The following is an 18,967-nucleotide window of genomic DNA, read 5'->3' as shown; positions in this document are numbered from 1 at the left end:
CGCGGCCGGTGTCGGTCAGCCCGGGGAGCGTCGTTTCCCCGGGCCGTTGTCTTGGGCGAAGGGGTCAGGGGCAGCGCCAGTGGCGGAAATCGTGGGTGCGGGTGTAGATGCCGTGGGCCTGCTGGATGTTCCATTCGGGGTTGAGGGCGTGGGCCGGGGTGGCGCGGAGGTCCATGAGCTCCAGGTCCGAAAACTGGAAGAGCCCCCAATGGCGCATCAGGCGCTTGTCGGCGACGATCCAGAACGAATCCAGGTAGGAAAGGCAGCGGGCCACCTCGACGGCCTCGTCGGGTGCCTCGGTGAAGACCTCCCGGATGCGGCGTTCGGTCGCCGCCGTGCTCCATTGGGGATGCGTCACCGGCTTGTCGGTGAGGAGGGCCCGCTGGGTCTGCCGGTCGGCGATGCCGGTGGTCGGCAGGCCCGCCAGCGCTTGGAAGGCCAGGATGCGCTGCTTGGTGAACGGCCCGTACCAGGCGTCGTCGGGAATGCGGAGGCCCTTGCGCTGCAGGCCGCGCTGAAGCTCCTGGGCGCAGTTCCCGTAGGTGTTCAGCCCGATCGACGACGGGCACCGGTCCGACAGGAGCATGTCCCTGCCGGTTTCCCCGGCCCAGAAGGAGTTGATCAGTCCCACGGCCACGGCCATGAGCAGGGCCGCGTTGGCGACGATCAGGGCGCAGCGGTTCGCCCGCAATCTGCCGGCCGCCATCGCGAGGAGCGAGGGCACGAGACGGGGGCGAGGCGGCGGAGATGGGCGGAAATCACCTGCCGCGGGCTCCGACGACGCCTGTGGTGCGGCGGTCGTGGCGGCTATCCGGCGGCGGGCCTCGATCCAGGCCGACACCTGCTCGGGGGTGCAGCCGCACGCGCGGGTGAACGCGGCGATCAGTTCGTCGCGCGGGAGGCCGCGACGCCGCGGGCTCAGCATCGCCGAGCCCGTGCTGTACGGCAGGACGTCGCCCGCCGCGTGCGCGCGGCGTTCCAGCTCGCGGAAGGACAGCCCTGACCACGCCTTGAGGCGGCGGAGTTGGATCTTCAGCTCTTCGGGCGTGCCGGCGTCCCCGGGTTCCGGGATCGAGGCGGTACCCATCTGCACCTTTCCTGGCACCCCCTGTCATGCCGCTGACCGGTGTAGACAGCCGCATGCACGATCGTGGACGGTCATGGACAGCCACCAGCCTTGCCGACCCGCCTGTGTCGATCAAGGGTCATTCCTGACATACGACGGCACCGGTGTGTGAGGTGAGCGCATGGCTCCTGTCGGCCCGGACGTGGCTCCCGGCCCTGGCCACGTCGACACCCCGCGGGACCTCGTCGAACGGCTCCGGCTCCTCAAGGCGTGGTCCGGGCTGACCTACCGGCAGTTGCAACGGCGGGCGGCACGCGAGGGCGAGACCCTGCCCTACAGCACGATCGCCTCGGTCCTCGGGCGTACGGCGCTTCCGCGTCTGGAGTTCGTCCGGGTCTACGTCCGGGCGTGCGGCGTCGCACCCGAGCGGGTGGCCGACTGGGTGGCCGCCTGGCGGCGGATCGCGATGCGGGGGGCGGAACCGGGTCCCTGCGCCGAGGACGGCCGGGTCAGCGAGCTCGACCTGTGCCGCCTGGCGGCGTCGACGTCGCGGTTGCGGCGGCTCGGGGATCGGTACGGCGGAGGCGCGGTCGCGGACCAGGCCGTCGCGGTCCAGGAGCGGTGGCGTAACCGGGTGGACGGCGCGCGCGCTCCGGGGCGGCGGACGTTGCGGCTGGTCGCGGAAGACGCGGTCAGCGCGGGGGTGATCTCCTGCTCGGCCGGGTGGCGGGTGGCGGCCGACCGGCTGGGCCGCGCCGGGCTGGAGATGGCACGGGCGGCGGCGGCCGTCGAGGTCGAGGTCTACGCGCTCAGTCACCACCTGGCGCGCGACCGCGAGACCGGACGTCTGGACGATGCGATCGAACTGGCCAGGAGGGCGCAGTCGCTCGGCAGCGGGGCGGTGGCGCCGCGCGTGCTGAGTCTGGTCGCCGCGCAGGAGGCGACCTGCTGCGCTGCTGCGGGAGACGGCGCAGGGTTCTGGAGCGCGATGGAGACCAGCCTGGAGTGGTTCGTGCAGGGTGCGGAAGGCTGCCCCGGCTGGTGCGAGTGGTTCGACGAGGCCGCGATTGTGGCCACCAACGCCATCGCGGCCGAGGCGTTCCAGAAGTGGAACGTCGCGGCGGCCTGTTACGAGACCGCTCTCGCCCGTACGTCCGTCCGCTATCGGCGCGACCGGCTGCGGTACCGGCTACGCCTCGCCCTGTGCTGGCTGGCCATGGGAGAGGTCGAGCTGGCCTGTCATCACGGGGTGCTGTGCCTGGCGGACGTGGAGGAGGTCGCGGACGTCCATGTCGATCAGCTGCTGTCGGTCCTGCGGAGCAGGCTCCGCGGTATCCACAGCGCTGCGGCCGATGACTTCGCCGCGCGTTGCGACGATCTCTTCGGGAGCGTGCTCGCACGACCGGCGGAGGCGCCTGAGCGACCGACGGACGTGCTCGGGCGAGCGGCGGAGGCGCCTGAGCGACCGGCGGACGTGGCCGAGCGGGCCGGGGACGTCGCCTGAGCGAACGGTCGGAGCATCACCCCGAGCACGAGGTCCGCGCGGAAGTACCCCTGGTCGCGGGAGTCGCTGCTGACGGCCCGGTTGTCCCCCAGGACGACCAGCCTGCCGGGCGGAACGTTCGGCTCCGGAACATCGGCCAGCGCCGGAACGGTATGGCGCGGGACGGGATCGCCGGGGAGGGCCAGCACGCGTTTGACCAGCAAGTGTCCCGGAGGCAGGCCCGGAGCCGGGCGGCTCGGAGCCGGGGGGCTCGGAGCCGGGCGGCTCGCAGCCAGCACGACGATGTCGCCGTGACGAAGGCCGCCGACGCCGACGCGCCGTATCAGGATCCGGTCCCCGGCACGGAGGGCGGGCAGCATGCTCTCTCCCGAGACCGATACCACGACCAGGCACCGCCGCATCACCACGGCGACGGCCACCAGAGCGAGGCATCCGGCAGCCAGGATCGTGCCGGGCACGGCCGGTGCGGTGAGCCGTCTCACGAGATCCCCGCCCCTGGCTGAACGTCGTCGAGATGGTAGTTCTCGGCCTGAAGGCGAAAGAGCCTGGCGTACGTTCCGTCCAGCGCCATGAGGTCGTCGTGGCGACCGCGTTCGACCACCTCGCCGTCGTCCAGGACGGCGATCTCGTCCGCGTCGCGGACCGTACCGAGCCGGTGCGAGATGAGCAGGCCGGTGCCGTCCGCACGGCGCCGGCGGAGCTGGGCGTGCACCTCGTACTCGGCCTCGGCGTCGAGCCCGGCGCACGGCTCGTCCAGGATGACCAGGTCGCGTCCCGTCCTGATGAGCGCCCGCGCCAGCGCCAGCCGTTGCCACTGCCCCCCGGACAGCACGACTCCCATCTCGGGATCGGCGTCCTCGGCGGTCTCGTCCAGGAACAACGTCGACAGCAGCGTGTCGTACCCGCGCGGCAGCCGCGCCAGAGACGGATGGATGCCCGCGCGCACGGCCGCGTCCTCGATGCGGAACGGATCGTCCAGCGCGGTGAGATCGCCGAGGGCGATGTTCTCGGCTGCCGTCAGGTCGTACTGCACGAAGTCCTGGAACACGGCCGCGACGCGTTCGCGCAGCCGTTCCGGATCGATCGTGCGGATGTCCACGCCGTCCCAGTAGATGGCGCCGCGCGTCGGTTCGTAGAAGCGGCACAGCAGTTTGACGAGCGTGCTCTTGCCCGCGCCGTTGCGGCCTACCAGCGCCGTGGACGTCCCATGGGGAATCGTCAGCGTCACGCCCCGCACGACCCAGGGATGGTCGTCGCGATAGCGGAACCACACGTCACGAAACTCGATCCCCGTACGCAGCGGAGGCGCGGGCCGTGAGACCTCGGCCGGCGGCACGTCGGGCCCGGCCCGCATCACGGCACAGTGGTGATCGAACGCCAGCAACTGCTGGTGGGCGTAGGCGATGTCCGTGATGAGCGACGTCAGGGAGGTCTGCACCCCGGCCACCGCCACGATGAACAGCGACAGGTCCCCCGGGGTCAGCGTGCCGCCCTTCGCGCCGGCCACGACGGTGACCAGGCCGCCGCCCGCGACGAACGCGCCGAGGAGCGCGAGCCCGCCCTGAGTGACGAGCTCCCGCCGATCGGTACGGCGATGGGCGGCGTCGGCCGTGCGGCGTTCGGCGAGCATCCGGCCGCGCAGGAACGCGCCGGTGCCGTAGAGCCGGGTCTCCTTGGCCGCCTGCGGGTCCGTCAGCAGATGGCCGTAGAAGAACTCGCGGCGTTCGGCCGGCCCGATCCTCCAGAGCATCGAGGCGCGCCCGCGCGACAGGACGAGCTCGGCGATCAGGGTCGGGACGGCGGCGGCCAGGACCACGGCCACCATCGGCGGGCTGAGGACCGCCAGCGAGACCATGAAGCCCACCAGTGTCAGCGCGGCCCGTCCGCCGGTCACGGCCCGGCCGACGACCTGGGCGGGCGCACGGGTGCTCTGGCCGGCCAGCCGCACCCGGTCGATGAAGTGCGGGTCCTCGAACCGCCGCAGCCCGGTGAACGCCGACACCGCGCGGTACAGCCGGTCGGTCGCCCGCAGCCCCGACCGCCTGGCGAGCTCGGTCCGGAGATACTCCTCGGCCTGCGGCACGAACGCCACGACCATGCCCAGCGCCGCCAGGCCCACGACGATCGGGACGAGCGCCGAGGCGCCTCCGGCCGCGTTCCCGGAGGCGAGGGTGTCGAGCGCCGCCCTCGTCAGCCAGGCCACCCCGACCGGCGCCGCGGCGCCGAGGAGCATCAGCACGACGAGTCCCGCGACCTGCCCCGGAGAGGTACGGAACACGATGCCGGCGGCGGTCACCGCACCGTTCACCAGCTCACGGCGCCCCGGCCGCGACGAGCCCGCCTCCCGTTCCCGCCGCAACCCAGATCACCGGCCGACCGGATCGCGCGAATCGGCCCGCCTGGCTCTCTCGTGCGATCCGGCCGGTGTCAGTGCCTCGGGCCCGGTGGCCGTCACGCGACCGCCGGGGCCGAGCCGGTAGAGGGTGGGGAACGCCTGGACCTGGAACGCGGCGCAGACGGGACCGCCCGGGTCGTCCTCCACGATCACGCGGGCCACGGCCGACAGCCCCTCCGCCGTCTCCCGGCCGCCGGGACCGGACACGACGGCCAGGGCCCGCCGGCCGCCGTCCGTCCCGGCCGCCTCGGCGAAGCGGGGCTTGATCTCCTCGCAGGGCGCGCAGCCGGGACTGAAGAAGCCCACCAGCGTCCCGTCGTCCAGCGATTCCCGCGTCACCGCCCGCCCGTCGGTGTCGACCGCCGTGAACTCGCCGACGGCCGAGCCGACCGGAAGGCCGCCCGGTGGTTCGTTCCGGGCGGCGAGCAACTCGGTGTGCTCGCGCAGCCGCCGGATCACGCCGACGGTGAGCAGCAGGTCGACCGTGCACAGCAGCCCGACGAAGACGACCAGGGCCAGGAGGAAAGCCATCCCGCAACTCCTCACACGACGGATAAGTCCCGGAGGAAGTGTCGAACGGACACAGGCACTGGGAGAAGCATTCTTTTGTTCGCGTTTGTTCGAGTGCGTGCGGGCTTGTGCGAAAACGAATTCGGCCTGCATTTGGCCTTGCCAAGCGTTATGCGTCCTTCATATATGTCGAACAACCGAAGATAGGAGCCCGGTATGACCCGACTCATCGACCGGATGCTGAACACGCTGGTCCCCAAGGCCGAGGCACAGGCGGCCTGCCAGCAGAGGTGCTGGACGACGCCCTGTAGCGGCGGCCTCGTCCACTACTGCTGCATCTACACCGACTGCAGCCGCCGCTGCACTCCCTGCATCTGACCGCGCCCGACCGCGGCTAAGGGAGAACGAAGGGGTCCGGCGAAGGCCGGGCCCCTTTTCTCGTCCCCAGGAAACGTTTCTCGCGCCCGAGGACGCGGGCGCCGAAGTGGCCGGTCGACGGCGGATCAGCTCCAGACCTGGCGGCGGGCGGGGGCGGCGATCAGGTCGCCGACGAGCAGGGCCGAACGTTGCCAGGCGTACGGCATGAAGACGGCGAACGCGACGCCGGCGCGGTGCTCCAGATCCACCGTCACGGCCTCCACCGAGCCGGGCGGGGTCCCGGCCGCCCTGTCCTGCCAGTCGGTCGAGCGCCGCATGCTGACGTCCTGGGGGCCTCCGCCGTCCATGGGGTCCTTCATCCGCACGTAGTAGTTGAGGGCCATGCAGCGAAGATCCGCGGCATCGGAGACGATCGACCTGAACATGTTGGTCAGCGCCTTGCCGACGGCCTCGTCGTCGTAGGCGAAGTCGACCTCGTAGTCACTCAGCACGGTCAGCGAACCGGAGCCGGTCAGGGCGACGCCGGACGGGGTCAGCATGGTCGAGCCCTGGCCCGGGCGGAGCTTGTTCTCCGCCGCCTGCAACGAGGCTCTGAGGCATTCCTCCAGGTCGACGTGCACCTCGGGAGACAGGCGGCCGCCCAGGAACGACAGGTCGAGTCCGTGAAGGGGCTGCCCGAACGTGGCGTCCAGGCCTTCGACGGATGCGTGCCAGGAAAACATGATCACGCACCATAGTGGCCACTCGCGGCCACTTCAGGCCTTTCGGACAACCGGCGACAGCGCGCTGGCGCGTCAGGAGGACGATCAGTCGTAGTGATCAATTAGCCGGACGGCCATCTGGGGCACTTCCCCGCGCTGTGTGGCTGGAGTTTCCTGGCTCGGCTACGTTCGACCTGGGGAGCTCTGCCCCTGGGAAACCAAGGAGGCGCCTCGTGCCCCCACTGAGATCCATCGCCCGCCCCGCCGCCGTGCTCGGCCTGGCGGGCACGTTGATCGCGGGCCTCGCGCAGCCCGCGCTGGCGGGTCCGCCCGACCCCGCGGCGCCCGGCGTCCGCGACGTCGACCGGCTGCTGCTGCCCGCCGCGGCCGCGGCGCCCGGGACCGCGCTGGAGACCGGCCGCCGGACCCGGCCGGTCGCGCCCGGCACCTCGCTGACCTCGTTCGACCGCCTCGACGGCAAGGGCTGGCTGCGCGGCGACCTGCTGAGCGTCGGCCTCGGCGCCAAGGTGCGGGCCGGTTATCTGTCGCCAGGGAAGGTGTCGGCGGTCGAGCCCCTGTCCAAGCAGGCCGACCGGACGGCCGCCATCGCCGGGGTGAACGGCGACTTCTTCGACATCAACGGCACCGGCGCCGCCAACGGCGCGGCCGTGGACGGCGGCAGGCTGGTCAAGTCGGCCAAGCCGGGCTGGCCTGCCGACACGGTCGGCGTGGCGTCCGACGGGCTCGGCCAGCTCGCCCAGATCCTGCTGGACGGTGAGCTCACGCTGCCCGGCGAACGCGAGGTGCCGCTCGACCAGTTCAACGCGCACGTCGTGAAGAAGGACGGCATCGGCGCGTTCACCTCCCTCTGGGGAACGGGCAGCCGCGGCCGGTCGATCGCGGACGGCGCGCAGCGCGTGGCCGAGGTGCTCGTGACGGAGGGCAAGGTCGTCTCGGTCGGGACCACGCCCGGGTCCGGTGAGATCGCCGCCAACAGCTTCGTCCTGGTCGGCCGGGAGGCGGGCGGCGACACCCTCCGCACGCTCAAGCCCGGAGACCCGGTCGGGCTCGCCTACCGGCCGCGTTCGTCGGCGAAGGACGCGCGGTTCGCGGTCGGCGGCAACCAGACGCTGATCAAGGATGGCCGGATCCCCGCGCTCACCGACCCGGCCGCCCATCCGCGCACCGCCGTGGGCTTCACCGCCGACGGCCGCACGATGCTGCTGATGACGGTGGACGGGCGGCAGGTCGACAGCCGCGGCGTCACCCTCGCCGAGATGGCCGCGCTGATGAAGGAGGCGGGCGCCCACGACGCGCTCAACCTCGACGGCGGCGGCTCGTCCACGATGCTGGCGCGCGAGCCGGGACAGGCGCGCGGACAGGTCGAGAACCAGCCGTCCGACGGCGCCGAACGCCCCACCCCGAACGGGATCGGGTTGTACGCCGACGGCAGCGGCAGGCTCACCGGCTTCTGGGTCGAGCCGGTCGCCGATCCCCTGCAGGCCCCGGGCGTCGGGCCGACCCGCGGCGGGCGCCCCGACCGGGTGTTCCCCGGGCTGAGGCGGAAGCTGGTCGCACGCGGCCACGACGAGGCGCAGGGCCCCGTGGCCGCCAAGCCGCGCTGGACCGCGAACGGAGCCGAGGGGACGGTCGGCCGCGACGGCACGTTCACGGGACGCGTCGCCGGTGACATCACCGTGTCGGCCGTCCAGGGCAGGGCACGCGGCAGCGTCCGCCTGACCGTCCTCAACCCGCTGGCCCGCATCGGCGCGACCGTCGACCGGGTGACGATCCCGGGGCAGGACGGCCGCGGCACGTTCGGCGTCGTCGGCTTCGACAAGGAGGGCTTCACCGCCCCGGTCGAGCCGTCCGACACCAGGCTCACCTACGACACCTCGCTCCTGGACATCAGGCCGGGCGAGGGCGGCACGTTCACGGCGACGCCGCGCAAGGCCTCCGGATCGACGCTGGTGACGATCGACGTCAAGGGTGTGAAGACCGCTCTGCCGATCAGCGTCGGGCTGGAGGAGAGGACGATCGCCGGTTTCGACGACGGCGCGCAGTGGCGGTTCGGGTCGGCGCGGGGCACCGGCAAGGTCGAGCCGGTGGCGGAGGGCCGCACCGGCGCCGGGCTGAAGCTGTCGTACGACTTCACGCAGTCGACCGCCACCCGCACCGCCTACGCCTACCCGCCGCGGCCCATCGAGGTGCCCGGGCAGCCGCAGGCCCTCGGAGCCTGGGTCCACGGCAACCAGAAGGGCGAGTGGACGGCGTTCACGATCACTGACGCCAACGACCAGACCTACTCCCTCTACGGGCCCTACATCACCTGGCAGGGCTGGCGCTACGTGGAGATGGCGGTGCCGCCGGCCGTCGCGTATCCGATCAGGGTCAACCGCTTCTACACGATCGAGACGAGCGCCAACCGCAAGTACACGGGCGAGGTGCTGATCGACGATTTCGTGGCCAAGGTGCCGCCGTCGGTGCAGACGCCGCCCGCGAGCCCGGCGCCCGCCGACCCGCTGGTCATCCGGGACGGCACGGCGGCGGACGGGAGCAGGTGGCGGTTCGCGGTGGTGTCCGACGCGCAGTTCGTGGCCGCCGACCCCGGCAGCGTGTACGTCGAGCGGGCCCGCCGCACGCTGCGGGAGGCCCTCGCCGCCAAACCCGACTTCCTGGTGATCAACGGCGACTTCGTCGACACCGGGTACGACGCCGACTTCGCGCTGGCCAAGAAGATCCTGGACGAGGAGCTCGGCGGGAGGCTGCCGTACTACTACGTGCCGGGCAACCACGAGGTCTACGGCTCGGGAGACATCGGACCCTTCCGCAAGGTGTTCGGCGAACCGTCGCGCACGTTCGACCACAAGGGAACGCGGTTCGTCCTGCTCGACTCCTCCACGGGCACGTACCGCACCAGCTCCTTCGAGCAACTGCGGATGCTGAAGGACGCGCTGGACGGCGCACGCCGCGACCCGTCGATCAACTCCGTCATGGCGTTCGGCCACCACCCGGCGCGCGACCCGCTGCCGAGCAAGAACAGCCAGCTCGCCGACCGCAAGGAGGCCGCGCTCCTGGAGCAGTGGCTGGCGGAGTTCCGGCGGTCGACCGGCAAGGGCGCGGCCATGGTGAACGCCCACGTCGGCGTCTTCAACGCCTCCCGGGTGGACGGCGTGCACGCGTTCGTCAACGGCAACTCCGGCAAGAACCCGGACGCTCCGGTGACGAGCGGCGGGTTCACGGGCTGGACGATGTTCGGCGTCGACCCGCTGACGCGCGGCGAGATCGAACGCACGCGCCGCGCGCCGTTCCTGCCGGCGCCGCGCTGGCTGCGAGCCGAGGTGCGCCCGCACGTGGACGACCTCACGCTCAGGGCGCCCGCGTCGGTGCGGGCGGGCGCGAGCGCAGACGTCCCCGTCGTCCTCCGGCAGAACGGCCGTGACCTGCCGCTGACCTACCCGATGAGCGCGGACTGGAGCGGCTCGCCCGACCTCCACCTCGGCACGCCGGAGACCGCCCGCCCGTGGCACGTCGCGGCCTTCGACCCGGCCACCGGCCGGCTGAAGGGGCTCCGTACCGGACAGGTGACGATCGCGGTGAAGGTGAACGGCGTGTCCCGCCAGGCCACGATCACCGTGGCGGCCGCCGCGGCCCGTCCGGCGGCCTGATCCCGGCGGGGCCAGGTCCGTCCGACTCGCGGGCCTGGCGCCGCCGGAGACGCCAGCGGGGCGACGTCAGCGGGCGACGTCAGCGGGGCGCCCTCATGCGGGTGGCGACCGCCGACGCCAGTGCGGTGAGGCCGCCCCGGGCACTGGCGGTGAGCAGGGTGGCCCAGTCGAAGTAGTCGCGCCAAAGCACGATCTTCTCGTTCTCGACCTGGAAGGTGCCGCAGACCCAGAACTCGGCCTTCCAGGCTCCCGCCTGGAGCACGTCGGTGCGTTCGGTGAGAACGACGGGGCCGTTGGCGGCGATGTTGTGGACGCGCGCCTCGAAGCCGGTGCCGTAGCGGCCCATGAGGCGGAGGGTCCGCTCGAAGGCCTTGAGGCCCCGGACGGCCGGGAGCGGGACGTTCTGGTAGACGATCTCGGGGGCCGCGTAGGTCAGGGCGCGGTCGATGTCGAGATCCTCGAGGGCGGAGAGGAAGTCCTGGACGGTTTTGATCTCGGACATGGCGGGCTCCGTAGCTCGGGTTCCCTCACGCTAGTGGACAATCGGGGCCATGCGATTCGGCATCCTGGGTCCGGTCGAGGTCCGGCGGGACGGACGGCCCCTCACGCTGGGCGGTCCCCGCGTGCGGGCGCTGCTCGCGCTGCTGGCCCTGGACGCCGGCCGCCTGGTGCCCGCCGAGCGGCTGATCGACGGCCTCTACGGCGAGGAGCCGCCCAGCGGCGCCGCGAACGCGCTCCAGTCGCAGGTCTCACGGCTCAGGAGGGGGCTCGGCGCGGCGGAGCTGGTGGAGGGCCGGGCCACGGGCTACCGGCTCGTCGCCGATCCGGAGGACGTCGACCTTCACCGGTTCGGGCGGCTGGTCAGGGAGGGGCGCGGCGCGCTCGCGGGCGGCGATCACGGGCGTGCGGCGGAGCTCCTGCGGGAGGCGCTCGCGCTGTGGCGCGGGCCCGCGCTGGCCGACCTGACGGCTCCGTTCGTGGCGGGGCAGGCCGCGCGGCTGGAGGATTCGCGGATCGCGGCCGTCGAGGAGCTGGCCGAGGCCGAGCTGGGCCTCGGCGAGTACACCACCCTGCCCCGGCTCCAGGAGCTCGTGGCCGAGCATCCGCTGCGGGAGCGGGCGCGCGGGCTGCTCATGCGGGCGTTGTCCACGAGCGGGCGGCAGGCCGAGGCGCTCGCGGTGTACGAGGACGTGCGGGAGCGGCTGGCCGAGGAGCTCGGCGCGGACCCCTCGGCGGACCTGGCCGCGGTGCATCTAGCGATCCTGCGGGGAGAGTTGACGGCGCCGGCCCCCGCGGCGCGGACGGCCCGGCTCACGCCGCTGCCCGCGCAGCTGACCACGTTCGTCGGGCGTGAGGAGGAGCTCGCGCGGGTCGGGAAGCTGCTGGGCGAGGGCCGCCTGGTCACGCTCCTCGGGCCGGGCGGCACGGGCAAGACGCGGCTGGCGATCGAGGCGGGGGCCCGCGAGGACGGCGAGGTCTGCTTCGTCGACCTGTCGGCGGTGGCGCAGGGAGCGGAGCTTCCGCAGGCCCTGCTCGGCGCGCTCGGCGTACGCGAGCACGGGCTCCAGGCCGCCGTCCCGGAGCAGCGGCCCGAGCCGGTCGAACGGCTGGTCGCGGCGGTGAGCGACCGGAGGCTGCTGCTCATCCTCGACAACTGCGAGCAGGTGGTCGATGAAGCGGCCAGGCTGACGCATCGGCTGCTCACCGCGTCCGCCGGCCTGCGCGTGCTGGTGACCAGCCGTGAGGTGCTGGGCATCACCGGCGAGGCGATCCTGCCGCTGCAGCCGCTGGGCCTGCCCGCCGCCGGGGCGAGGCTGGAGGACGCTCTCGGCTCGCCGGCGCTGCGGCTGTTCGGTGACCGGGCGGCGGCCGTGCGGCCCGACTTCGCGATCACCGCGGCCAACCTGGACGCGGTCCGGCAGATCTGCACGGCGCTGGACGGCCTGCCGCTGGCGATCGAGCTCGCGGCGGCCCGGCTCCGGTCGTTGCCGGTCGAGGAGATCGCGGCCCGGCTGGACGACCGGTTCCGGCTGCTGTCGCGCGGCAACCGCACCGCGGCGCCCCGGCACCAGACGCTGCGCGCCGTGGTGGAGTGGAGCTGGGACCTCCTCGCGGACAGCGAGCGCGAGCTGGCACGGCGGCTGACGGTCTTCGCGGGCGGGTTCACGCTGGAGTCGGCCGCGCGCGTCTGCGGCCCGTCCCCCCACGAGGTGGACGATCTGCTGGCCGGGCTCACGGACAAGTCGCTCGTGCAGAGCGACGGCGGGCGCTACCGGATGCTGGAGACCGTGCGGGCGTTCTGCGCCGAACGCCTGGCCGAGGCGGGCGAGGAGGAGGATCTCCGGCGCGCGCACGCCGCGTACTTCCTCGATCTGGCGGAACGGGCCGAGCCCGGGCTGCGGGGCGCCGACCAGCTCGACTGGATGGTGCGGCTGGCCGGCGAGGGCGACAACCTGCATGTGGCGCTGCGCTGGGCCGTACGGGCCGAGCCCGCGACCGCCATGCAGCTCGTCGGCGCGCTGTCCTGGTACTGGTGGCTGCGCGGCGTCCGCAGCGAGCTGGGATCGCCCGCCGCCGCGCTGCTCAGGCACTACGGCACCGAGCCTCCGGAAGGGCTCGCCGAGGAGTACGTGCTGTGCGTGGTGGCCGCGGGGGCGAGCGGGGCGCTCGGTGACGCCACGGCCGACTACATGCGCGCCGCGGAGTCGGTGATGGACTACGCCAGCATGACCGCCCTGCCCAGGCGGGTGAGCGTGCTGGTCCTGTGGGCGATGTCCAACCCGATCCCCGACCGCACGGAGATCGACGAGCGACGGCGGCAGCTGGCGACGAGCTCCGAGCCCTGGCTGCACGCGCTCGACGGCTTCAGCTCCGGCTACCAGTGGATCTTCAGCGGGGAGTTCGACGTCGCCGGACCGGCGTTCGAGGAGGCGCTCACGCGGTTCCGGGCGCTCGGCGACCGCTGGGGCATCGCAAACACGCTGGACGGCCTCGCCATGATCGCGGAGCTGCGCGGCGACCTGGACCGGTCCCTGGCGCTGCTGGACGAGGCGTTCGCCCTCGTCGAGCAGCTCGGCGTGCTGGAGGACATGGTCGACCTCCTGCGGCGGCGCGCGGAGGTGTTCATCCGCGGCGGGGACCTGGCCACCGCGCGGACCGAGTACGAGCGGGCGGCCGAGCTCGCCGTCCGGTCCGGCTCGCCGCAGAAGGTGCGGACCGCGCGGCAGGGGCTCGGCGACGTCGCCCGTCTCAGCGGTGATATCGCCGCCGCACGGGACCTGTACGAGGAAGTGCTGGCGGGCTCGGGGGCCGACTGGGGCTGGACCACCGAGAACGGCGCGCGCGCCCGCCTCGGACTGGGCTGGCTGGCGGTGACCGAAAACGACCTCGACGCGGCGCGCGCACACTTCCTGGCGGCGGTCGACAACGAGTACGGCAACGTCTACGCCCAGACTCTGGCCGAGGCCGTGGCGGGCATGGCCGCCATCGCCCTCGCGGAAGGCGACGCGGTCCGGGCGGCGACGCTCCTTGCGGGAACCAGGGTCATCCGGGAGCTCGCCGGCAGTGCCCACGACATCATCCGGGTCACGGCGGAGGTCCGGGAACGGCTGGACGGCGCCGCGTTCCAAGCGGCCTGGGACCGCGGAGCGGCGATGACGCGGCAGGAGGTGCTCGCCCTCGCCCACGCCTGAGCACACCGGCGGCCAGCGGCACACGGGCGGTCAGCGGATGGTGCGCCCGCGGTCAGCGGCGTCTCCCACGCTGACCGCATGCACACCCCCACCCTTCCCGCGGACTCCGCTCCGTTCTCCAGTGCCCGCAAGTGGGGCACGTTCGCGATCTGCGTTCTGCTGGCGATCGTCCCCAACCTCGACCTGACCGCGCTCAACCAGGCCGTGCCGCACCTCACCGCCGACCTGCGGCCGTCGGCCGCCCAGATCCTGTGGATCGCCGACGCCTACGGCTTCGTGCTGGCCGGGCTGCTGATCACGATGGGCGGCGTCGGCGACCGGATCGGCCACAAGAAGCTGCTGCTCATCGGCACCGTGCTGTTCGCGGCGGCCTCCGCGGTGACCGCGTACGCGCCGACCGCCGAGCTGCTCATCGCCGCGCGGGGCGTGCTGGGGGTGGCGGGCGCCACGCTCATGCCGTCGGCGCTCTCGCTGATGCGCCGGGCGTTCACCGACCCGAAGGAACGCACGATGGCGGTCGGCGTCTTCTTCGGCGCCGGCGGGCTCGCCGTCGGGCTCGGGCCGGTGGTCAGCGGCGCGCTGCTCGACCACTTCTGGTGGGGCTCGGTATTCATGATCAACGTGCCCCTCATGGCGGCGGCGCTGATCGCCGGGATCGTCGTGCTGCCCGAGTCGCGCGACCTGGTCACTGGGCGGCTCGACCTGGTCAGCGTGCCGCTGTCGATCATCGGGATCCTGGGAGTGGTCTACGCGATCAAGGAGGTCGCGGTGGAGGGCGTGGGCCAGGCCGACGCCGGCGTGGCCGCGCTCGCCGGTCTCGCCGCGCTGGTGGTGTTCGCGCGGCGGCAGGTCCGGGCGGCCGATCCGCTGATCGACGTCCGGCTGTTCCGGCGCGGCGCGTTCACCGGCGCGGTCAGCACCAGCATGTTCGCGATGTTCGCGCTGGTCGCGCAGTCGCTGATCTTCTCGTTCTTCTTCCAGCTCGCGCTCGGCTGGTCGCCGCTGAAGGCGGGTCTGGCGGGGCTGCCGGGGGCGCTCGGCGCGATGGTGGGCGGCGCGGCGCTCGCCCCGCCGCTGATCGCCGCCCTCGGCCGCGCCCGGGTCGCCGCCTCCGGGCTCCTCGTGTCCGCCGCCGCCTACTCGGGGTTCCTGCTGGTCGGCCTGGAGACCGGCTACCCGGCGATGGTGCCGCTGATGGTGCTGGCCGGGCTCGGCATGGGCCTGGCGATGACCGTCACCTCCGACACCGTGCTCGCCTCGGTGCCGAAGGAGCGGTCGGGCGCGGCGTCGGCGATCTCCGAGACCGCCAACGAGCTGGGCGGCGCGCTCGGCATGGCGATCCTCGGCAGCGTGCTGAACGCCGTCTACCGGAGCACCGTCGACCTCCCGGCGGGGTTGCCCGGCGAGGTGGAGCACGCCGCCGAGGATTCGCTGGCGGGCGCGGCCGAGGCCGCCGCCGCGCTGCCGGCCGAGCTCGCCGCCCTGGTCATGGACGCCGCCAGGGCCGCGTTCGTGAACGGCATGCACGCGTCGATGCTCTTCAGCGCCGCGTTCGCCGGGCTGGTCGCGGTGAGCGCCCTGGTCACGCTCCGCAACGTGCCGAAGGTCATCGAGGACGCCCCGGACGAGGAGCTCCTCCCCGCGAATAGAAAAAGTGATATCACTTTGCTAGATTGATGCCCATAGCCCAAGGAGGATCCCCATGACCGAACCCGTCCTCGACCCCGCCGCCTCGGTGGACATGCCGCCGCCGCAGATCAGTGAGCGCCTCGCCCGCGAGACGAGCGGCTGGCCGATGGCACTGCTCGCCGTGCTCCTGGTCGTGGCGGGCGTGGGGCTCTTCGCCCTCGGCGTCAACAGCACCGGTCCCGCGAGCGTCGCCGCCGTCGTGGCCGCGGTCCTCCTCGTCCTCGCCGGCGTCACGGTGGCCGCCGGGCTGACGCCGGTGGCGCCGAACCAGGCGCGGGTGCTCCAGCTCGTCGGCGCCGGGTACGTCGGGACGCTCCGCTCCCCCGGGCTGCGCTGGGTCAACCCGATCACGCAGCGGCGCCGCGTCTCGACCCGCATCCGCAACCACGAGACCGGGCTCGCCAAGGTCAACGACCTGGACGGCAACCCGATCGAGATCTCCGCCGTGGTGGTGTGGCAGGTGGAGGACACCGCCCGCGCCATCTTCGAGGTGGACGACTTCGTGGAGTTCGTGGCGTTCCAGACCGAGGCGGCGGTCCGGCACATCGCGGGCAGCTTCCCGTACGACTCCGCCGAGCGCATCTCCCTGCGCGAGAACGCCGACGAGATCACCGCGATGCTGTCGGAGGAGATCGCCGCCCGGGTGACCTCGGCCGGAGTGAAGATCATCGAGTCGCGGATCACGAGCCTCGCGTACGCGCCGGAGATCGCCCAGGCCATGCTCCGCCGCCAGCAGGCGGGCGCGGTCGTGGCGGCCCGCAAGCAGATCGTCGAGGGCGCCGTCGGCATGGTGCAGGCGGCGCTGGAGAAGCTCGACGAGCACAACGTGGTCGACCTCGACGAGGAGCGCAAGGCCACGATGGTCAGCAACCTGCTCGTGGTGCTGTGCGCCGACCGGGACGCACAGCCGGTGGTCAATACCGGATCGCTCTACCACTAGTCCGTGGCCACCGAACGCAAGAAGATCCTGCTGCGGCTCGACCCCGCCGTCCACGACGCGCTGGCCCGCTGGGCGGGGGACGAGCTGCGCAGCACCAACGCACAGATCGAGTTCCTGCTGCGTCGCGCGCTGGCCGACGCCGGGCGGATGCCCGGAGAGGTGGGGCGGATGCGGCGCCCGGGACGGCCACCCAAGACAATCGACAGTGTCGCTGGCGCTGACACGGACGCGGACGAGGAGTAGCTCATGGTCGAGGTGCCCGATTCCCTGCCGGCCCGGATGTTCCTGCTGGCCTACGACGTGACCAAGGAGCGCATGACGGCGCGGTCGCAGCTCGGCTACGTGCTGCGCGGCGCCGCGCTGACCGAGCTCTACCTCGACGGCCGGCTCGGCGAGAAGGGCGGCAGGCCGTGCGTCGAGACGGCGGGCGACGATCCGTACGGGGTACTCGACCAGATCTCCGTCTCGCGCCCGCGCTCCTGGCAGCACTGGGTGCGCAAGGACCATCGGGCGCTCGTGCGCACCGTCCGAACCGAGCTCGCGCGGGAGGGCTGGATCCGCGTGGAGCCCTACCGCCTGCTCGGTCTCATCCCCGCCACCCGCGTCACCGTCCGTGACGCCCGCGTGGTGAAGGCGCTCTGGGGCGGCGCCTCCTCGGCGCTGCGCGGCAAGCCGGTCGCGCACGTCAACAGCTTGGACGCGGCGGCCGTGGCCCTGGCGGCGGCCGGCGACCTGAGGACCGTGCTCCCCCGCGCCGACCGGCGCCGTCACAAGCGGCGCATCGAGGAGCTGACCGCCCGCAGCGGCCCGGCGGCCAAGGCGGTCCGCAAGGTGATCCAGGCGCAGTACGCCGCGGCGGCCGGCTGACCGCCCGCCCTCCATTGACAGCCGCCGCGCTCCCGGGTGAGGCTGGCAGACGATCTAGAACCGAGCCCGGCAGGCCTGCCGCTTTGGGAATGTCGCGCCGCCGACCCCCCGGGAGAGTGTCCGATGTGGCGCGTGCTCTCGGTCGTCACGCTCGGCACCCTGCTGCTCGTGGTCAACCTGACCACGCTCACCATCGCCCTGCCGGTCGTGGTCGGGCACTTCGAGGCGGGCGCGTTCGCGTCGAGCTGGCTGGTCCTCGGGTTCATGCTCGTCCAGACGTCGCTGCTCATGGTGTGCGGGCGGCTGTCGGACGTCTTCGGGCGGCGGCGCCTGTACCTGGCCGGGCTCTCGATCTTCACGGCGGCGAACCTGCTGGCCGGGTTCGCGCCGACGATCGAGGTGCTGATCGCCCTGCGCGTGGTGGCCGCGTGCGGCGGGGCGGTGCTGCTGGCGAACGGCACGGCGATCATCGCGCACGCGTTCGGGCCCGCGCGGCTCAGCGAGGGGCTCGGCGTCTACTTCGGCGTCCTCACCGCGGCCCCGCTGATCGGCCCGTCGGCGGGCGGCCTGCTGGCCGAGGCCGCCGGCTGGCGGTGGGTGTTCTGGTTCAACGTGCCGTTCGGCGTCGCCGCGCTGGCCTGGGCCGCCCGGTCACTGCCCCGCGTGCCGCCCGGCGCCCGCGAGCCGATCGACGTGATCGGCGCGGTCCTGCTGTGCGGCTGGCTCGGCGGGCTGGTCCTCACGCTGTCCGAAGGCGGCTCGCACGGCTGGACCACCCCGGTGTCGCTGTCGGGCGCCGCCGCGTTCGCGGTCCTGCTGCCGCTGTTCGCGGTCCGGCAGCGACGCGCACGGTCTCCCCTGGTGGACGTGACGTTGTTCGCCGACAGGCACTTCTCGCTCGCCAACGCCGCCGCCTTCTGCAACAACCTCGGCAGGTTCGGCAGCGTCCTGCTGATCGCGCTCTTCCTGCAGGCGGTGAACGGGATGACACCGGCGGAGGCGGGCGTGGCCGTGCTGCCCGGCCCGCTCGCCGGGATGGTCGCGGCGCCGATCGGGGGCTTCCTCGGCCGGCGCGTCCACTCCCGGACGATCGCGGCCGCGGGCTCGGCGACGGCCACGACCGGGATGCTCCTCGCGTTCCTCGTGCTGGACGAGGACACGCCCTACACGCTGATCGCGCTGTCGCTGATCCTGGTCGCCGTCGGCAGCGGCGTGTTCACGACCGGCAACACCGCCGCGGTCCTGGCGGCGGTCCCGTCCGAACGGCTCGGTGTCGTCAACGGGCTGCGGATGACCCTGCTGAACGTGGGGAACGTGATGGGCGCGGCGCTGTGCCTCATGCTCGCCACGTCGGCGCTGGCCGCGGCCGACCGGCGGCTGCTGTACGGGGGCGCCGCCGCGAGCCTGTCGCCGGGCGAGCTGGGCGACCTGATCACCGGCTACCACCGCGCGTTCACCGTGCTCTTCATCGCGTCGCTGATCGCCACGTTCGCCTCACTCACCAACCGGCGCCTCAGCGAGAGCACGGCCGGCTGAGGAGAGCGGGCCGAGGACGGG

The 18,967-nt window shown here is 72.9% G+C and carries 14 protein-coding genes and 1 pseudogene; 9 read left to right on the top strand and 6 right to left on the bottom strand.

Features of this window, described 5'->3' with window-relative positions:
* Positions 1-64 precede the first annotated feature (64 nt).
* Positions 65-1,087 (bottom strand): peptidoglycan-binding domain-containing protein, encoded by a 1,023-nt coding sequence (locus ABD333_RS11780; protein ID WP_344540377.1) that lies wholly within the window; start codon positions 1,085-1,087, stop codon positions 65-67.
* A gap of 160 nt (positions 1,088-1,247) precedes the next feature.
* On the opposite strand from ABD333_RS11780, the gene ABD333_RS11775 reads away from it, so the two are divergent.
* Positions 1,248-2,570, top strand: coding sequence for an NsdA family TPR-like regulatory protein (locus ABD333_RS11775; protein ID WP_344540376.1), 1,323 nt, complete (start codon positions 1,248-1,250; stop codon positions 2,568-2,570).
* Between the two features lie 26 nt (positions 2,571-2,596).
* Here the strand turns inward: ABD333_RS11775 and ABD333_RS47495 are convergent.
* The 3 genes and pseudogenes from ABD333_RS47495 to ABD333_RS11765 all read right to left on the bottom strand — a co-directional run.
* Positions 2,597-3,028 (bottom strand): annotated as a pseudogene (locus ABD333_RS47495) (S26 family signal peptidase); the annotation flags it as partial.
* Between the two features lie 20 nt (positions 3,029-3,048).
* A complete protein-coding gene (locus tag ABD333_RS11770; protein ID WP_344540375.1) occupies positions 3,049-4,929 on the bottom strand; it encodes an ABC transporter ATP-binding protein in 1,881 nt (626 codons plus the stop codon).
* Positions 4,930-4,935: 6 nt separating this feature from the next.
* Positions 4,936-5,496, bottom strand: coding sequence for a TlpA family protein disulfide reductase (locus tag ABD333_RS11765; protein ID WP_344540374.1), 561 nt, complete (start codon positions 5,494-5,496; stop codon positions 4,936-4,938).
* Between the two features lie 195 nt (positions 5,497-5,691).
* Between ABD333_RS11765 and ABD333_RS11760 the strand changes: the two genes are divergently transcribed.
* Positions 5,692-5,853 carry a hypothetical protein gene (locus ABD333_RS11760; RefSeq protein ID WP_344540373.1) on the top strand — a complete coding sequence of 54 codons (162 nt, stop codon included), beginning with the start codon at positions 5,692-5,694 and terminating at the stop codon, positions 5,851-5,853.
* A 125-nt stretch (positions 5,854-5,978) separates the two neighbouring features.
* Here ABD333_RS11760 and ABD333_RS11755 read toward each other — a convergent pair whose 3' ends face one another.
* On the bottom strand, positions 5,979-6,575 hold the full coding sequence (locus ABD333_RS11755) for a hypothetical protein (RefSeq protein WP_344540372.1): 597 nt from the start codon (positions 6,573-6,575) through the stop codon (positions 5,979-5,981).
* Positions 6,576-6,787: 212 nt separating this feature from the next.
* Here ABD333_RS11755 and ABD333_RS11750 point away from each other — a divergent pair, with 212 nt between their 5' ends.
* On the top strand, positions 6,788-10,222 hold the full coding sequence (locus tag ABD333_RS11750) for a phosphodiester glycosidase family protein (RefSeq protein WP_344540370.1): 3,435 nt from the start codon (positions 6,788-6,790) through the stop codon (positions 10,220-10,222).
* A gap of 79 nt (positions 10,223-10,301) precedes the next feature.
* Here ABD333_RS11750 and ABD333_RS11745 read toward each other — a convergent pair whose 3' ends face one another.
* Entirely contained in the window at positions 10,302-10,724 is a 423-nt protein-coding gene (locus ABD333_RS11745) for a limonene-1,2-epoxide hydrolase family protein (protein ID WP_344540368.1), read from the bottom strand.
* A 49-nt stretch (positions 10,725-10,773) separates the two neighbouring features.
* Between ABD333_RS11745 and ABD333_RS11740 the strand changes: the two genes are divergently transcribed.
* From ABD333_RS11740 to ABD333_RS11715, 6 genes are all read left to right on the top strand, one after another.
* Positions 10,774-13,914, top strand: coding sequence for an AfsR/SARP family transcriptional regulator (locus ABD333_RS11740; protein ID WP_344540367.1), 3,141 nt, complete (start codon positions 10,774-10,776; stop codon positions 13,912-13,914).
* A gap of 78 nt (positions 13,915-13,992) precedes the next feature.
* Positions 13,993-15,591 (top strand): MFS transporter, encoded by a 1,599-nt coding sequence (locus ABD333_RS11735; RefSeq protein ID WP_344540366.1) that lies wholly within the window; start codon positions 13,993-13,995, stop codon positions 15,589-15,591.
* 25 nt (positions 15,592-15,616) lie between these two features.
* Entirely contained in the window at positions 15,617-16,543 is a 927-nt protein-coding gene (locus tag ABD333_RS11730; RefSeq protein ID WP_344540365.1) for an SPFH domain-containing protein, read from the top strand.
* 3 nt (positions 16,544-16,546) lie between these two features.
* Positions 16,547-16,786 carry a type II toxin-antitoxin system antitoxin gene (locus ABD333_RS11725; RefSeq protein WP_344540364.1) on the top strand — a complete coding sequence of 80 codons (240 nt, stop codon included), beginning with the start codon at positions 16,547-16,549 and terminating at the stop codon, positions 16,784-16,786.
* A gap of 3 nt (positions 16,787-16,789) precedes the next feature.
* Positions 16,790-17,410: a GOLPH3/VPS74 family protein gene (locus tag ABD333_RS11720; RefSeq protein WP_344540363.1), complete on the top strand. Its 621-nt coding sequence runs from the start codon at positions 16,790-16,792 to the stop codon at positions 17,408-17,410.
* A 123-nt stretch (positions 17,411-17,533) separates the two neighbouring features.
* Complete coding sequence (locus ABD333_RS11715) at positions 17,534-18,946, top strand: DHA2 family efflux MFS transporter permease subunit (protein WP_344540362.1); 1,413 nt, start codon at positions 17,534-17,536, stop codon at positions 18,944-18,946.
* Positions 18,947-18,967 lie beyond the last annotated feature (21 nt).

Source organism: Actinomadura fulvescens, assembly GCF_039533225.1.
Classification (GTDB): Bacteria; Actinomycetota; Actinomycetes; order Streptosporangiales; family Streptosporangiaceae; genus Spirillospora; species Spirillospora fulvescens.
Note: the sequence above shows the minus strand (reverse complement) of the source record. Positions and strands in the feature narration are given on the sequence as shown.

Coding starts and splice junctions, on each gene's coding strand:
- ABD333_RS11740 (WP_344540367.1), top strand. CDS start 10,774: ATGCGATTCGGCATCCTGGGTCCGGTCGAGGTCCGGCGGGACGGACGG.
- ABD333_RS11760 (WP_344540373.1), top strand. CDS start 5,692: ATGACCCGACTCATCGACCGGATGCTGAACACGCTGGTCCCCAAGGCC.
- ABD333_RS11745 (WP_344540368.1), bottom strand. CDS start 10,724: ATGTCCGAGATCAAAACCGTCCAGGACTTCCTCTCCGCCCTCGAGGAT.
- ABD333_RS11735 (WP_344540366.1), top strand. CDS start 13,993: ATGCACACCCCCACCCTTCCCGCGGACTCCGCTCCGTTCTCCAGTGCC.
- ABD333_RS11765 (WP_344540374.1), bottom strand. CDS start 5,496: ATGGCTTTCCTCCTGGCCCTGGTCGTCTTCGTCGGGCTGCTGTGCACG.
- ABD333_RS11755 (WP_344540372.1), bottom strand. CDS start 6,575: ATGTTTTCCTGGCACGCATCCGTCGAAGGCCTGGACGCCACGTTCGGG.
- ABD333_RS11730 (WP_344540365.1), top strand. CDS start 15,617: ATGACCGAACCCGTCCTCGACCCCGCCGCCTCGGTGGACATGCCGCCG.
- ABD333_RS11715 (WP_344540362.1), top strand. CDS start 17,534: ATGTGGCGCGTGCTCTCGGTCGTCACGCTCGGCACCCTGCTGCTCGTG.
- ABD333_RS11775 (WP_344540376.1), top strand. CDS start 1,248: ATGGCTCCTGTCGGCCCGGACGTGGCTCCCGGCCCTGGCCACGTCGAC.
- ABD333_RS11780 (WP_344540377.1), bottom strand. CDS start 1,087: ATGGGTACCGCCTCGATCCCGGAACCCGGGGACGCCGGCACGCCCGAA.
- ABD333_RS11720 (WP_344540363.1), top strand. CDS start 16,790: ATGGTCGAGGTGCCCGATTCCCTGCCGGCCCGGATGTTCCTGCTGGCC.